The organism is Streptomyces sp. NBC_01267 (assembly GCF_036241575.1).
Taxonomy (GTDB): domain Bacteria; phylum Actinomycetota; class Actinomycetes; order Streptomycetales; family Streptomycetaceae; genus Streptomyces.
Genome location: NZ_CP108455.1, coordinates 5,935,001 through 5,951,221 on the forward strand (window position 1 = coordinate 5,935,001; position 16,221 = coordinate 5,951,221).

Consider the following 16,221-nt stretch of genomic DNA (forward strand, 5'->3'; position numbering starts at 1 on the left):
GTAGCACGGGGCCCGAGAAATCCCGTGTGAATCTGGCGGGACCACCCGCTAAGCCTAAATATTCCCTGGTGACCGATAGCGGATAGTACCGTGAGGGAATGGTGAAAAGTACCGCGGGAGCGGAGTGAAATAGTACCTGAAACCGTGTGCCTACAAGCCGTGGGAGCGTCGCTGACAGTACTTGTACTGTTAGTCGTGACTGCGTGCCTTTTGAAGAATGAGCCTGCGAGTTAGCGGTGTGTAGCGAGGTTAACCCGTGTGGGGAAGCCGTAGCGAAAGCGAGTCCTAATAGGGCGTTTGAGTTGCACGCTCTAGACCCGAAGCGGAGTGATCTAGCCATGGGCAGGTTGAAGCGGCTGTAAGAGGTCGTGGAGGACCGAACCCACCAGGGTTGAAAACCTGGGGGATGACCTGTGGTTAGGGGTGAAAGGCCAATCAAACTCCGTGATAGCTGGTTCTCCCCGAAATGCATTTAGGTGCAGCGTCGTGTGTTTCTTGCCGGAGGTAGAGCACTGGATAGGCGATGGGCCCTACCGGGTTACTGACCTTAGCCAAACTCCGAATGCCGGTAAGTGAGAGCGCGGCAGTGAGACTGTGGGGGATAAGCTCCATGGTCGAGAGGGAAACAGCCCAGAGCATCGACTAAGGCCCCTAAGCGTACGCTAAGTGGAAAAGGATGTGGAGTCGCAGAGACAACCAGGAGGTTGGCTTAGAAGCAGCCACCCTTGAAAGAGTGCGTAATAGCTCACTGGTCAAGTGATTCCGCGCCGACAATGTAGCGGGGCTCAAGCGTACCGCCGAAGTCGTGTCATTCCAGCACATACCCCCAACGGGGGCTGGGATGGGTAGGGGAGCGTCGTGTGCCGGGTGAAGCAGCCGCGGAAGCGAGTTGTGGACGGTTCACGAGTGAGAATGCAGGCATGAGTAGCGATACACACGTGAGAAACGTGTGCGCCGATTGACTAAGGGTTCCTGGGTCAAGCTGATCTGCCCAGGGTAAGTCGGGACCTAAGGCGAGGCCGACAGGCGTAGTCGATGGACAACCGGTTGATATTCCGGTACCCGCTTTGAAACGCCCAATACTGAATCAGACGATGCTAAGGCCGTGAAGCCGTCCTGGATCCTTCGGGTGAAGGGGAGTGGTGGAGCCGTCGGACCAGATCTGTACTAGGTAAGCGATGGGGTGACGCAGGAAGGTAGTCCAGCCCGGGCGGTGGTTGTCCCGGGGTAAGGGTGTAGGACGTTACGTAGGCAAATCCGCGTAACACGTAGTCTGAGACCTGATGCCGAGCCGATTGTGGTGAAGTGGATGATCCTATGCTGTCGAGAAAAGCCTCTAGCGAGTTTCATGGCGGCCCGTACCCTAAACCGACTCAGGTGGTCAGGTAGAGAATACCGAGGCGTTCGGGTGAACTATGGTTAAGGAACTCGGCAAAATGCCCCCGTAACTTCGGGAGAAGGGGGGCCATTCTTGGTGATCCGATTTACTCGGTGAGCTGGGGGTGGCCGCAGAGACCAGCGAGAAGCGACTGTTTACTAAAAACACAGGTCCGTGCGAAGCCGTAAGGCGATGTATACGGACTGACGCCTGCCCGGTGCTGGAACGTTAAGGGGACCGGTTAGTCACATTTCGGTGTGGCGAAGCTGAGAACTTAAGCGCCAGTAAACGGCGGTGGTAACTATAACCATCCTAAGGTAGCGAAATTCCTTGTCGGGTAAGTTCCGACCTGCACGAATGGCGTAACGACTTCTCGACTGTCTCAACCATAGGCCCGGTGAAATTGCACTACGAGTAAAGATGCTCGTTTCGCGCAGAAGGACGGAAAGACCCCGGGACCTTTACTATAGTTTGATATTGGTGTTCGGTTCGGCTTGTGTAGGATAGGTGGGAGACTTTGAAGCGGTCACGCCAGTGATTGTGGAGTCGTCGTTGAAATACCACTCTGGTCGTGCTGGATGTCTAACCTCGGTCCGTGATCCGGATCAGGGACAGTGTCTGATGGGTAGTTTAACTGGGGCGGTTGCCTCCTAAAGAGTAACGGAGGCGCCCAAAGGTTCCCTCAGCCTGGTTGGCAATCAGGTGTTGAGTGTAAGTGCACAAGGGAGCTTGACTGTGAGACCGACGGGTCGAGCAGGGACGAAAGTCGGGACTAGTGATCCGGCAGTGGCTTGTGGAAGCGCTGTCGCTCAACGGATAAAAGGTACCCCGGGGATAACAGGCTGATCTTCCCCAAGAGTCCATATCGACGGGATGGTTTGGCACCTCGATGTCGGCTCGTCGCATCCTGGGGCTGGAGTCGGTCCCAAGGGTTGGGCTGTTCGCCCATTAAAGCGGTACGCGAGCTGGGTTTAGAACGTCGTGAGACAGTTCGGTCCCTATCCTCTGTGCGCGTAGGAATATTGAGAAGGGCTGTCCCTAGTACGAGAGGACCGGGACGGACGAACCTCTGGTGTGCCAGTTGTCCTGCCAAGGGCATGGCTGGTTGGCTACGTTCGGAAAGGATAACCGCTGAAAGCATCTAAGCGGGAAGCCTGCTTCGAGATGAGTATTCCCACCCCCTTTGAGGGGTTAAGGCTCCCAGTAGACGACTGGGTTGATAGGCCAGATGTGGAAGCCCGGTAACGGGTGGAGCTGACTGGTACTAATAGGCCGAGGGCTTGTCCTCAGTTGCTCGCGTCCACTGTGTTAGTTCTGAAATAATGAACGGCCGTGTTTGCTGTCTTTAATTAGACGCAGTCGGTGTTGGTTAATTTCATAGTGTTTCGGTGGTCATAGCGTTAGGGAAACGCCCGGTTACATTCCGAACCCGGAAGCTAAGCCTTTCAGCGCCGATGGTACTGCAGGGGGGACCCTGTGGGAGAGTAGGACGCCGCCGAACAATTTTTCAACTCCAGCCCCTGAACTTCGGTTCAGGGGCTGGAGTTTTTTTATGCCCTGTCACTTGGTGTTCACATAGGGCAGCCACGATGCAGCCATGAGCACCGCGAGGTTCCTGAAGTCCGCAGGCGTTGGAGCCGGTGACGAGGTCGTCGTGCCGGCCTACGGCGGCATCGAGGCCGCCCTGGCCGTGACGATGGTCGGGGCCAGGCCCGTCTTCGCCGACATAGATCCGTCGAGTTACTGTCTGGACCCCGGCGCGGTCGCCGCCGCACTCACCCCTTGCACCGCCGCCGTGGTGGTGGTCGCTGCCTTCGGGCACCCGCCGGACCTGGTGCGGATCGGTGAACTCGGCCGTGCCAAGGGGCTCTTGGTCGTCGGTCCGCAGGAGGCCGTCGTCACCGAGGACGAAGTGGGTCAACGACGCTCCCACGCCGCGTACTTGGACGAGCGGCTGACCGGCGTGCGTACACCGGCTCCGGACGCGGCACACACGTACCAGCGCTACGTCGTACGCGTGCCGGGCAACGGCCGCCCCGACCGTGATGCCTTCGCCCAGGCGCTCCGTCGCAGGGGAGTGGGATGTGAGGTGCCCGTGCCGACGCCCGTTCACCGGATGCCGGAGTTCCGTGCGGACGTGCGGTTGCCCGAGGCCGAGCGGGCCGCAGACGAAACGCTGGCTCTGCCCTTGCACGGTGTGCTGCGGCGCCGTGAACTCCAGCGCATGGTCTCGTCCTGCAACGCCCTCGGCGGGCTGCTTCAACCTGCCTTCTAGACGCGGTCCTTCGACAGGTTCTCCGTGTGGCGCGTGATGGCTGGAAGCACGGCCGAGTTCGGGTATGATTTCTCTTGTTGCTGCGCCCCAATAGCTCAGTCGGTAGAGCGTCTCCATGGTAAGGAGAAGGTCTACGGTTCGATTCCGTATTGGGGCTCTCACACCGAAAGGCCCCCGCCGGTTGGCGGGGGCCTTTCGCGTACCGGCTACTTGGGCGGTTCGGGCACGCGCATGGCCAGGATCGCCATGTCGTCGGAGGCCGGTTCTGCGGCGAAGCGCTCCACCGCGCGCAGGATGCGTCCGGCGACCGCGCCCGCTGTCAGGCCCGTACAGGTACTCAGTACGTCCGCCAGGCCGTCGTCGCCGAGCATGCGCGTGCCCTCGCGGCGTTCGGTGACACCGTCCGTGACGCACAGGAGTACGTCGCCCGGGTCGAGGGTGACCGTCTGCTCGTACAGCTCCAGGTCCTCCATGACGCCGAGCAGCGGCTGAGGTTCGGCCGCGGGCTCCACGGTGCCGTCCTGACGCAGGCGCAGTGGGAGCGGGTGGCCGGCGCAGACGACCTTGAGCAGGGCGCTGCCGTCCTCCTGCGGCCACAGCTCTCCGTACAGGAGCGTCAGGAAGCGGCTGCGGGAGCCCTCGTCGAGGATGGCCGCGTTGAGCCGCTCCAGGACGGCGGGGCCGCCGAAGCCCTCGCGGGCGAGCAGGCGCAGGGCGTGCCGGGCCAGGCCGGTGACGGCTGCGGCTTCCGGGCCTGTACCGCAGACGTCCCCGATGGCGAAGCCGTACGCGCCGTCGCGGATCGGGAAGAGGTCGTAGAAGTCGCCGCCGACCTCGTTGCCCTCGCCCGCGGCCCGGTAGATGACCTCCACCTCGACGTTGGGCACCTCGGGCAGGCCGGGCGGCAGCAGGCTGCGCTGAAGTGCCTGGCTGATGGCGGTGCGTTCGGAGTAGAGGCGGGCGTTGTCGAGGGCCAGCGCCGCACGGCGGGAGAGGTCCTCGGCCAGTTCCAGGATCTCCTGGCGGAAGTGGTCGTCGGACGGTTTGCCGAGCGTGAGCATGCCGATGACGCGGTTACGGGCGACCAGCGGCAGTACGACCGTCTCGCCGCCGACCGCGGCGGCCGTGGCGAGCGTCGTGCCGATGCCGGAGCCGAGCGCGGGGCTGGATCCGAGACCGAGGCTGCGCCTCGACGAGGTCAGTGCGGCCTGGTGGGCGGCCTCGCCGGGGGCGGCCCAGATCCGGGCTCCCGGAGTGGGTACCGGCTCGGGCGGGTTGATCTTGGAGAGCAGGGCCTTGAGGCCGTCGATGCGTTCCTCGTCCTCGTGCAGGACGTAGGAGAGGTACGGCTCCGACGACTGGTCGGCGATCGTGTACACGGCGCACCAGGCGGCCAGCGTCGGCACGGTCATCTGGGCCATCAGGGCCAGCGTCTGGTCCCGGTCGAGCGTGCCTGCCAGCAGGTCGGATGCTTCGACGAGGAACGAGAGCGACCCCCGGCGCAGCTTCTCCAGCTCGCCGAGCCGGGCCGATTCCACGGCCAGGGCGATACGGTCGGCGGCGAACTGCAGGCGCAGCGCCTGCTCGTTGGAGTACCGGCCGGGGGCTTCGGCGGAGACGCCGAGGGAACCGGTGAGGCGGCCCTCGACCTTGAGCGGGACGGTGACGACGGATCGCATGCCCGTGCCGTTGAGGAGCGGAACAGCTCCGGGGACGGCGGCCAGGTCCTCGTGGACGGCGGGCATCCGGGCCGATCCGTACCGTCCGGTGCCCGCCTCGACAGGCACCCGGGCGAAGCGCTGGCGGGCGGACGGCAGGCCGGTGGTGGCCCGCACCTCCAGCTCGGTCTCGTCGTCGGTGGCCAGCAGCAGGAACGCGGCGTCGGCGTCGAGCATGTCACGCGCGCGCTCCACCGTGCGCTGCAGGAGACCGTCGAGGTCGTCGGGGGCGGGGGAGCCGATGAAGACCTCGAACGGGTCGGCGGCCCGGTGGTCGGTGAAGGAACCGGTGTCGTTCTGCGGAGTGCGCGGCGGGGTCTGCAGCACCGCGCGCTCGTAGTCGCGGACGAGCAGGCAGACGGTCGACGGCTCGCCCTCCGCGTCGCGTACCCGAAGGTGTGAGGCGTACACGGGCACGACCCGGCCGTCGGCTCCGCGGATGCCGTAACTGCCTTCCCAGCGGGACAGTTGCAGCGCTTCGGCGATGCCGGTACCGGTACCGGGGGTGTGCGGCCAGGCGGCGAAGTCGGTGAGCTGTCGGCCGATGGCCTGCTCGGCGGTGTGCCCGAAGAGCTCGGTGGCGTCCTCGTTCCAGGAGGAGACCGCGCCCGTGCGGTCGATCTGGATCACTGCCACCCGGATGTGCTGGTCCGCGACGGGCAGCAGTTCCGGGGGGAGGAGGGGGCCTGCCGAGCGGGCGCCCACCGGGCGCTGCGGCAGGTCGAGTTGGAACCACACCTGCTTCTTGGTGGGGGTGTACTCGACGCCCCAGCGGGACGCGAGTGCGGCGCAGAGCAGCAGTCCTCGGCCGCCCTCGCGGTCGGGGCTGCCGAACGACTGGCCGCTGCCCTGGAGCGGGACCTCACGCTCCGGGTAGTGGTCGGCGACCTCGACGCGGATGCCGTCGTCGGTGCGCAGGCACAGCACGTCGGCGTTGGTGCCCGCGTGGACCACCGCGTTGGTGACGAGCTCACTGGTGAGGACGACGGCGTCGTCCACGACGTCGGCGTACCCCCAGCCCTGGAGGGTGTCACGGACAAAGGCACGGGCGGTCGCTACCGACCGCCCGACCGGTTCGAAGCTGGCAGCCGCCCGCGCGGTGATCACAGAACTCCTCGTACGCGTCTCGACGCCCGGCTCTGCCATGTCGGCCCGCCCCTCGCTGCCCGGTGGTAGTACTGGTGCCTCCGCCTCCGCCGGGCGGACGGGGACGGTTGGACAGCCGGATGCCAGGTTACTTACCTTCGCGGTCCGTGCGGATGCCGGTTACAGGGTTTCCGTCCTCGGAGGGCGGGGACGGTATCCAAAGCTGCCGAACTGTTATGGCCTGGTTCCGCCATGGTGAAACACTGGGCAAGCTTCTAGAGACAGCCCGGTACTACGGCCAACCCCTGCGGGAGGGACACGGTGGAGTCTGGCACGGCGGCGCGTGACAAGAACACGCGCGCAAAAAGCGGACAGTCGCCGAAAAAGCGACACCACGGGACAACCGAAGTGGATGCCGCCGCCCTGGGCAGACTGCTGACGGCTCTGGCCGCGATGCGCGACGGGAATTTCCGCCGCCGTCTCACGGTGTCCGGCGACGGGGTGATGGCCGAGATCGCGGCCGTGTTCAACGAGGTCGCCGACCGCAATCTCCACCTGACCGGTGAGATCGCCCGGGTGCGCAGGATGGTCGGACGTGAGGGGAAACTCACCGAAAGGCTGGAGACGGGGGCCCTGGAGGGCTCCTGGGCCGTAGCGATCGACGCGTCGAACGAGCTGGTGGACGATCTGGCGCGGCCGGTCTCCGAGGTCGGCAGGGTGCTGTCGGCGGTGGCCGAGGGCGATCTGGAACAGCGGATGGACCTCCGTTCGCAGGCGACGGACGGGGTGGAGCGACCGCTGCGCGGTGAGTTCCTGAAGGTCGCCCGTACCGTCAACAACCTGGTCGATCAGCTGTCGGCGTTCACCGACGAGGTGACGCGGGTCGCACTGGAGGTCGGTACCGAGGGCAAGTTGGGCGGTCAGGCTCAAGTGCGCGGTATGTCCGGTTCGTGGAAGGATCTCACGGATTCCGTCAACACGATGGCGTACCGGCTGACCGCACAGGTGCGTGACATTGCTCTCGTCACGACGGCTGTCGCCAAGGGAGATCTGTCACGCAAGGTCACGGTCCATGTGGCCGGCGAGATGCTCCAGCTGAAGAACACCGTCAACACGATGGTCGACCAGCTGTCCTCGTTCTCGTCCGAGGTGACGCGGGTCGCCCGCGAGGTGGGGACCGAGGGCGAGCTGGGCGGCCAGGCGGCCGTGCCCGGTGTGGCAGGGGTGTGGAAGGACCTCACCGACTCGGTGAACACGATGGCCGGGAACCTGACGTCCCAGGTGCGCGGTATCGCGGAGGTCACCACAGCCGTCGCCAACGGCGATCTCTCGCAGAAGGTCACGGTGAGCGCGCGCGGCGAGGTCGCGCAGCTCGCCGAGACGATCAATCAGATGACCGAGACGCTGCGTACGTTCGCGGACGAAGTGACCCGGGTGGCGAGCGAGGTGGGCGCCGAGGGGCTGCTCGGTGGCCAGGCGCAGGTGCCGGGCGCCGCGGGGACCTGGAAGGACCTGACCGACTCGGTCAACACCGTCTTCCGCAACCTCACGACCCAGGTGCGGGACATCGCGCAGGTGACGACGGCGGTCGCCAACGGTGACATGTCGCAGAAGGTCACGGTGGACGTGGCCGGCGAGATGCTGGAGCTGAAGAACACCGTCAACACGATGGTCGACCAGCTCCAGTCCTTCGGTTCCGAGGTCACCCGGGTGGCGCGCGAGGTCGGCGTCGAGGGGCGTCTGGGCGGTCAGGCCGAGGTGCCGGGCGCCGCCGGGACGTGGAAGGACCTGACCGACTCGGTGAACACGGCCTTCCGTAACCTCACCGGGCAGGTGCGGGACATCGCGCAGGTGACGACGGCGGTCGCCAACGGCGATCTGTCGCAGAAGGTCACGGTGGACGTGGCCGGCGAGATGCTGGAACTGAAGAACACCGTCAACACGATGGTGGCGCAACTCTCGTCGTTCGCCGACCAGGTCACGCGGATGGCGCGTGAGGTGGGCACCGAGGGCCGGCTCGGTGGCCAGGCCCGGGTGGACGGGGTCAGCGGTACCTGGAAGGAACTCACCGACTCCGTCAACTTCATGGCGGGGAACCTGACTTCGCAGGTACGTCAGATCGCCCAGGTGACCACTGCGGTGGCGCGTGGTGATCTGTCCCAGAAGATCGACGTGGACGCGCGCGGCGAGATCCTCGAACTGAAGACGACGATCAACACGATGGTCGACCAGCTCTCCGCCTTCGCCGAGCAGGTGACCCGGGTCGCCCGTGAGGTGGGTACGGACGGTCGCCTCGGCGGTCAGGCGCAGGTGCCGGGCGTGGCCGGCGTATGGCGTGACCTGACCGACTCGGTGAACGGCATGGCGGGCAACCTCACCGCGCAGGTCCGCAACATCGCGCAGGTCGCGACCGCGGTGGCGCGGGGTGATCTGTCCCAGAAGATCGATGTGGACGCCCGTGGCGAGATCCTCGAACTGAAGAACACCCTGAACACGATGGTCGATCAGCTCTCGTCGTTCGCGGAGCAGGTGACGCGGGTGGCCCGAGAGGTGGGCACCGAGGGGATGCTGGGTGGTCAGGCCGAGGTCCAGGGGGTGTCCGGTACGTGGAAGGACCTCACCCAGTCCGTCAACTTCATGGCGAACAACCTGACGTCGCAGGTGCGCAACATCGCGGAGGTCACCACCGCGGTGGCCAAGGGCGACCTGTCGAAGAAGATCACCGTTGACGCCAAGGGCGAGATCCTCGCGCTGGTCACGACCGTCAACACGATGGTCGATCAGCTGTCCTCGTTCGCGGAGCAGGTGACGCGGGTGGCCCGAGAGGTGGGCACCGAGGGAATTCTCGGCGGGCAGGCCCGGGTGCGCGGGGTCACCGGCATCTGGGAGGACCTCAGCGACAACGTGAACCTGATGGCCAACAACCTGACCAGCCAGGTCCGTAACATCTCGCAGGTCGCCACGGCGGTCGCCAACGGCGATCTGACCAAGAAGGTGACGGTGGAAGCGCGTGGCGAGGTCGCGCAGCTCGCCGACACCGTCAACACCATGGTGACGACCCTGTCCTCGTTCGCCGACGAAGTGACGCGGGTAGCGCGTGAGGTGGGCACGGACGGTTCGCTGGGCGGCCAGGCGCGGGTGCCGGGGGTGTCCGGTACGTGGAAGGACCTCACCGAGTCCGTGAACTCCATGGCGTCCAACCTGACCGGACAGGTGCGGCAGATCGCCACGGTCACCACGGCGATCGCCAAGGGCGATCTGACCAAGAAGATCGACATCGACGCCCAGGGCGAGATCCTGGAACTGAAGACCACCATCAACACGATGGTCGACCAGCTGTCGAGCTTCGCCGAGCAGGTGACCAGGGTCGCCCGCGAGGTGGGCACCGAGGGCCAGTTGGGCGGTCAGGCGCGGGTGCGTGATGTGGACGGCACCTGGCGCGATCTCACCGAATCGGTGAACGAGATGGCCGGGAACCTGACCCGCCAGGTGCGCGCGATCGCGGCGGTCGCCACCGCGGTGACCCGGGGAGATCTGAATCTCAAGATCGATGTGGATGCCGCGGGCGAGATCCAGGCCCTCCAGGACAACATCAACACGATGATCGCCAACCTGCGTGACACCACGGTCGCCAACAAGGAACAGGACTGGCTCAAGGGCAACCTGGCCCGTATCTCCGGTCTGATGCAGGGCCGCCGGGAGCTGGTGGACGTGGCTTCGCTGATCATGAGCGAACTCACCCCGGTCGTCTCGGCCCAGCACGGCGCGTTCTTCCTGGCCATGCCCACCGGGTCGGCGACGGAGGTCGGTCAGGGCGACGAGAGCGCGTACGAGCTGCGGATGCACGGCAGTTACGGCTACTCGGCGGGTTCCATGCCGACGACCTTCCGGCCCGGTGAGACGCTCATCGGTACGGCGGCCGAAGAGAAGCGCACGATCCTGGTGGAGAACGTGCCGCCGGGCTATCTCAAGATCTCCTCCGGTCTGGGTGAGGCGCCGCCCGCCCATGTGATCGTGCTGCCGGTGCTTTTCGAGGGACAGGTCCTGGGAGTGATCGAACTGGCTTCGTTCCAGCCGTTCACCCATATCCAGAAGGACTTCCTCAACCAGATCGCGGAAATGATCGCGACGAGCGTCAACACGATCAGCGTGAACTCCAAGACCGAGGTTCTGCTGAAGCAGTCGCAGGAGCTCACCGAGCAGCTGCGGGAGCGTTCGGCGGAACTGGAGAACCGGCAGAAGGCGCTTCAGGTATCCAATGCGGAACTGGAGGAGAAGGCCGAGCTGCTGGCCCGGCAGAACCGCGACATCGAGGTGAAGAACACCGAGATCGAAGAGGCCAGGCAGGTGCTGGAGGAGCGGGCCGAACAGCTCGCGGTCTCGATGCGCTACAAGTCCGAGTTCCTGGCGAACATGTCGCACGAGCTGCGTACACCGCTCAATTCCCTGCTGATCCTCGCCAAGTTGCTCGCTGACAATGCCGAGGGAAATCTCTCCCCGAAGCAGGTGGAATTCGCCGAGACGATTCACGGGGCCGGTTCGGATCTGCTCCAGCTGATCAACGACATTCTGGATCTGTCCAAGGTCGAGGCGGGCAAGATGGATGTCAGCCCGACCAGGATCGCGCTGGTCCAGCTCGTCGACTACGTCGAGGCCACTTTCCGGCCGCTGACCGCCGAGAAGGGCCTGGACTTCTCCGTACGGGTGTCGCCGGAGCTGCCCGCGACCCTGCACACGGACGAGCAGCGGTTGCTGCAGGTGCTGCGCAATCTCCTCTCCAACGCGGTGAAGTTCACCGACACCGGGGCGGTGGAGCTGGTGATCAGGCCGGCCAACGCCGGCGTGCCGGACGCCATTCGCGAGCAGTTGCTGGAGGCGGGTTCGCTGCGCGACGCCGACGGGGATCTGATCGCCTTCTCGGTCACCGACACCGGGATCGGCATCGCGTCGAGCAAGATGCGGGTGATCTTCGAGGCCTTCAAGCAGGCGGACGGTACGACGAGCCGCAAGTACGGCGGTACCGGGCTCGGTCTGTCCATCAGCCGGGAGATCGCACGGCTGCTCGGCGGTGAGATCCATGCGGCGAGCGAGCCGGGGCGTGGCTCCACCTTCACGCTGTATCTGCCGCTGCACGCCAGCGAACTGCCGCCGCAGGGCTATCCGCAGCTGAGCCCGGGTGGGCTGGAGCGGGCGCCCGGTGCCGGAGAGAGCAGGATGCCCGACGAGGCGGGTTCGAGGTCCGGCATGGCGCCCACGGACGTCCAGGGCGGGCCTGCGGGCCTGTTCCGGCGCCGCCGCAAGGCGCTGGGTTCCGCGGGCCGTCCGTCGGCGCTGCCGGCCAGTTCGGGCGTCACGGGCGGGACCACGTCCGTGGAACGGGAGCCGTGGGCGGTGGAGGAGAAGGAGGCGGCCGAGCCGCGCCGGGTCTTCCAGTTCAACGGCGAGAAGGTGCTGATCGTCGACGACGACATCCGCAACGTCTTCGCGCTCACCAGCGTCCTGGAGCAGCACGGCCTCGCGGTGCTGTACGCGGAGAACGGCCGGGAGGGCATCGAGGTCCTTGAGCAGCACGACGACGTGACGCTCGTTCTGATGGACATCATGATGCCGGAGATGGACGGTTACGCGACGACGACGGCGATCCGCAGGATGCCGCAGTTCGCCGGGCTGCCGATCATCGCGCTGACCGCGAAGGCGATGAAGGGCGACAGGGAGAAGGCCATCGAATCCGGTGCCTCCGACTATGTGACCAAGCCGGTCGACCCTGATCATTTGCTCACAGTAATGGAGCATTGGATGCGCGGTGAGTGATCGATTTCACGCCCAGTACTTGCGAGTTGCTGACTGAGTGTGGCCGAAGGCGTGTGAGGCGGCAGTATTCGGGGAACCTTCTGGTCTCCCGCCACGTTTCCGGTATGTGTGCAGTGACATCGTGGTGACTGGGTGTGGTGACAGGCGGGGTGCGGTTACCATGACCGGCACAAGGACGGACGGCGTTACGGAGCCGTCCCCTGGGGCGGCGCCCGGTGCACTGCCGGGACGAGGAGGACGGGCCATGGTGCAGAAGGCCAAGATCCTCCTGGTCGATGACCGGCCGGAGAATCTGCTGGCGCTGGAGGCCATTCTCTCCGCGCTCGATCAGACACTGGTGCGGGCATCGTCAGGGGAGGAAGCGCTGAAAGCGCTGCTGACGGACGATTTCGCAGTGATTCTGCTGGACGTCCAGATGCCAGGCATGGACGGGTTCGAGACCGCCGCGCACATCAAGCGCCGGGAGCGGACCCGCGATATTCCGATCATCTTCCTCACGGCCATCAACCACGGGCCGCACCACACGTTCCGCGGTTATGCCGCGGGAGCGGTGGACTACATCTCGAAGCCGTTCGACCCGTGGGTGCTGCGGGCGAAGGTGTCGGTGTTCGTCGAGCTCTACATGAAGAACTGTCAGCTGCGTGAGCAGGCCGCGCTGCTCCGCCTCCAGTTGGACGGCAGCGCTCCGGTCGGCGACGCCAAGGAGCCGGCCGGGCTGCTCGCCGAACTGTCCGCGCGGCTCGCGGCAGTTGAGGAGCAGGCCGAGGCGCTCTCCAAGCAGCTCGACGACGAGTCGGCGGACGCTGCCGCAGTGGCGACCGCGGCCCATCTGGAGCGCAAACTCACCGGCCTCCGCCGGGCCCTGGACGCGCTGGAGCCGGGCACGAGCGGCCCGACTGCCGCGCTTCCGTCGCAGAATTGACGGCCTGCCCGATGTGGGGCTGGCAGCCGGTCCGGCTGAACACGCGTCAAGAGGCGTGTTCACAGGGGCGACACGAACGGGTGAAGCGGTAACCACAGGTGTCCGTTGCCGTGGACACCGGTAACCTCGGCACCATGGCCTCACGTACGTCCGGCAAGGGTTCCCAGGGCACGGCGGGCACCGCGAAGCCGCGCGCCGGCCGTACCGCGGGCGCAGCCAAGAAGGCGGCGCCCGCGAAGAAGACCGCTGCGAAGAAGACCGCTCCCGCGAAGAAGGCACCCGCCAAGAAGGCGGCTGCGAAGCCCGTACCGAAGCCGGCACCGTCCCCCACCGGGGGCGTGTACCGGCTCGTACGGGCGCTCTGGCTCGGCACCGCCCACGGCGTCGGGGCGATGTTCCGCGGCATAGGGCGGGGCGCCAAGGGCCTCGACCCGGCGCACCGCAAGGACGGGGTCGCGCTGCTCCTGCTCGGCCTGGCGCTCGTCATCGCGGCGGGCACCTGGTCGAACCTCCGCGGTCCGGTCGGTGATCTCGTCGAGATGCTGATCACCGGAGCCTTCGGGCGGCTCGATCTGCTGGTGCCGATACTGCTGGGCGCCATCGCTGTGCGGTTGATCCTTCACCCGGAGAGGCCGGAGGCCAACGGGCGGATCGTCATCGGGCTCTCCGCGCTGGTTCTCGGGGTGCTCGGACAGGTCCACATCGCCTGCGGCGCACCGGGGCGCGGTGACGGCACCTCCGCACTGCAGGACGCGGGCGGGCTCATCGGCTGGGCCGCTTCCAAGCCGCTGATCTTCCTGATGGGCGATGTGCTCGCCGTACCGCTGCTGTTGCTGCTCACCGTCTTCGGGCTGCTGGTCGTCACGGCCACCCCGGTCACGGCCATCCCGCACCGGCTCAGGGCGCTCGGAGCCCGGCTGGGAGTCGTCGATCCGGAGCCCGGCCGGGACGCCGAGGCGGAGGACGACGAGCGCTACGAGGAGCAGTGGCGCGAAGCGCTGCCCGCCGGCCGCAGGCGCGCGTCCGTACAGCGGAGCGAGACGCCCGAGCTGTACGACGCGGAGCAGGCCGAGGAGGAGGCCCTCACCAAGCGCCGCAGGCCGCGCAGGCCATCCGTGCAGCCCGCGCCCGGCCGGACCATGGACGCCGTGGATGTCGCGGCAGCCGCCGCCGCGGCGCTGGACGGCGCGGTGCTGAACGGGCTGCCGCCCTCGCCGCTGGTCGCGGATCTGACCCAGGGCGTGTCCGTGGAACGCCCGGAGGCCACCTCGAAGTCGCTCTCGGCGCCCGTGCCGTCCGCCCGCGAGTCCGCGGCCACCGGGCAGCCCGACCGGCCGGGGGTCCCGTCCGCGGTACCCGATCTGACGAAAGCGTCCCCCAAGCCGGCCGAGTCGCAGCCCCTGCCCTCCCGCGCCGAGCAACTGCAGCTCTCGGGCGACATCACGTACTCGCTCCCCTCGCTGGACCTGCTGGAGCGGGGCGGCCCCGGCAAGACGCGCAGCGCCGCCAACGACGTGGTGGTCGCCTCGCTGTCGAACGTCTTCATGGAATTCAAGGTCGACGCGGCCGTCACCGGCTTCACCCGCGGTCCGACGGTCACGCGCTACGAGGTGGAGCTGGGCCCGGCCGTCAAGGTCGAACGGATCACCGCCCTCACCAAGAACATCGCGTACGCCGTCGCCAGCCCCGACGTCCGGATCATCTCCCCGATCCCGGGCAAGTCCGCGGTCGGCATCGAAATCCCCAACACCGACCGCGAGATGGTCAACCTCGGCGACGTCCTGCGGCTCGCGGACGCCGCCGAGGACGACCACCCGATGCTGGTGGCTCTCGGGAAGGACGTCGAGGGCGGCTATGTGATGGCCAACCTCGCGAAGATGCCGCACGTCCTGGTCGCGGGCGCGACCGGCTCCGGCAAGTCGTCCTGCATCAACTGCCTGATCACCTCGGTGATGGTGCGGGCCACCCCCGACGACGTACGGATGGTGCTGGTGGACCCCAAGCGGGTCGAGCTCACCGCGTACGAGGGCATTCCGCACCTGATCACGCCCATCATCACCAACCCGAAACGCGCCGCGGAAGCCCTTCAGTGGGTCGTCCGGGAGATGGATCTGCGGTACGACGACCTCGCGGCGTACGGCTACCGGCACATCGACGACTTCAACCAGGCCGTGCGGAACGGTAAGGCGAAGGCCCCGGAGGGAAGCGAGCGGGAGCTCTCCCCGTATCCGTATCTGCTGGTCATCGTCGACGAGCTGGCCGACCTGATGATGGTCGCTCCGCGTGATGTGGAGGACTCCATCGTCCGGATCACCCAGCTGGCCCGCGCGGCGGGCATCCACCTGGTGCTCGCCACCCAGCGCCCGTCGGTCGACGTCGTCACCGGCCTGATCAAGGCGAATGTGCCCTCGCGCCTCGCCTTCGCCACCTCCTCGCTCGCCGACAGCCGGGTCATCCTCGACCAGCCGGGCGCCGAGAAGCTGATCGGCAAGGGCGACGGGCTCTTCCTGCCGATGGGGGCGAACAAGCCGACCCGTATGCAGGGCGCCTTCGTCACCGAGGACGAGGTCGGGGCGATCGTCCAGCACTGCAAGGACCAGATGGCGCCCGTCTTCCGCGAGGACGTGGTGGTCGGGACGGCGAAGAAGAAGGAGATCGACGGGGACATCGGGGACGACCTGGACCTGCTGTGCCAGGCGGCCGAGCTGGTCGTGTCCACCCAGTTCGGCTCCACGTCGATGCTCCAGCGCAAACTGCGGGTCGGATTCGCCAAGGCGGGCCGGCTGATGGACCTCATGGAGTCGAGGAACATCGTCGGACCCAGCGAGGGATCGAAGGCACGCGACGTGTTGGTGAAACCGGACGAAATGGATGGAGTCCTCGCAGTGATCCGCGGGGAGTCTCTTCCGTAACAGAAAGGGGGGCAACCGTTTCCCTTGGCTGTACGTCAAGTTGGAGGGAGAAGGCGGTGGGTTGTCCTTCTCCCGGGTTGTCCTCGGCCGTCCGGCGAGTCGCTACCGCGATCTGCCGA

5 protein-coding genes, 1 tRNA gene and 2 rRNA genes (1 of these 8 running past the window's edge) are annotated in these 16,221 nt (G+C 66.3%); 7 read left to right on the forward strand and 1 reads right to left on the reverse strand.

Going from position 1 to position 16,221, the window contains the following annotated elements:
* From OG709_RS27170 to OG709_RS27185, 4 genes are all read left to right on the forward strand, one after another.
* A 23S ribosomal RNA gene (locus tag OG709_RS27170) occupies positions 1-2,666 on the forward strand; it begins 459 nt to the left of the window's first position.
* 96 nt (positions 2,667-2,762) lie between these two features.
* A 5S ribosomal RNA gene (gene rrf / locus OG709_RS27175) occupies positions 2,763-2,879 on the forward strand.
* 96 nt (positions 2,880-2,975) lie between these two features.
* Positions 2,976-3,653 carry a DegT/DnrJ/EryC1/StrS family aminotransferase gene (locus OG709_RS27180; protein WP_250304890.1) on the forward strand — a complete coding sequence of 226 codons (678 nt, stop codon included), beginning with the start codon at positions 2,976-2,978 and terminating at the stop codon, positions 3,651-3,653.
* Positions 3,654-3,737: 84 nt separating this feature from the next.
* Positions 3,738-3,810: transfer RNA gene (locus OG709_RS27185), tRNA-Thr, on the forward strand.
* A gap of 49 nt (positions 3,811-3,859) precedes the next feature.
* Here the strand turns inward: OG709_RS27185 and OG709_RS27190 are convergent.
* Positions 3,860-6,517, reverse strand: coding sequence for a SpoIIE family protein phosphatase (locus OG709_RS27190; protein WP_250304889.1), 2,658 nt, complete (start codon positions 6,515-6,517; stop codon positions 3,860-3,862).
* 261 nt (positions 6,518-6,778) lie between these two features.
* Between OG709_RS27190 and OG709_RS27195 the strand changes: the two genes are divergently transcribed.
* The 3 genes from OG709_RS27195 (at position 6,779) to OG709_RS27205 (ending at position 16,102) form a co-directional block, all read left to right on the forward strand.
* On the forward strand, positions 6,779-12,268 hold the full coding sequence (locus OG709_RS27195) for a HAMP domain-containing protein (protein ID WP_266640467.1): 5,490 nt from the start codon (positions 6,779-6,781) through the stop codon (positions 12,266-12,268).
* Between the two features lie 244 nt (positions 12,269-12,512).
* Complete coding sequence (locus tag OG709_RS27200) at positions 12,513-13,190, forward strand: response regulator (RefSeq protein ID WP_266640465.1); 678 nt, start codon at positions 12,513-12,515, stop codon at positions 13,188-13,190.
* Positions 13,191-13,324: 134 nt separating this feature from the next.
* Positions 13,325-16,102, forward strand: a complete 2,778-nt coding sequence (locus OG709_RS27205) for a DNA translocase FtsK (RefSeq protein ID WP_250304884.1) — start codon at positions 13,325-13,327, stop codon at positions 16,100-16,102.
* Positions 16,103-16,221: the final 119 nt, after the last annotated feature.

Excerpts from the sequence above, each read along its gene's own strand:
- OG709_RS27200 (WP_266640465.1), top strand. The coding sequence starts at position 12,513 with ATGGTGCAGAAGGCCAAGATCCTCCTGGTCGATGACCGGCCGGAGAAT.
- OG709_RS27180 (WP_250304890.1), top strand. The coding sequence starts at position 2,976 with ATGAGCACCGCGAGGTTCCTGAAGTCCGCAGGCGTTGGAGCCGGTGAC.
- OG709_RS27190 (WP_250304889.1), bottom strand. The coding sequence starts at position 6,517 with ATGGCAGAGCCGGGCGTCGAGACGCGTACGAGGAGTTCTGTGATCACC.
- OG709_RS27205 (WP_250304884.1), top strand. The coding sequence starts at position 13,325 with ATGGCCTCACGTACGTCCGGCAAGGGTTCCCAGGGCACGGCGGGCACC.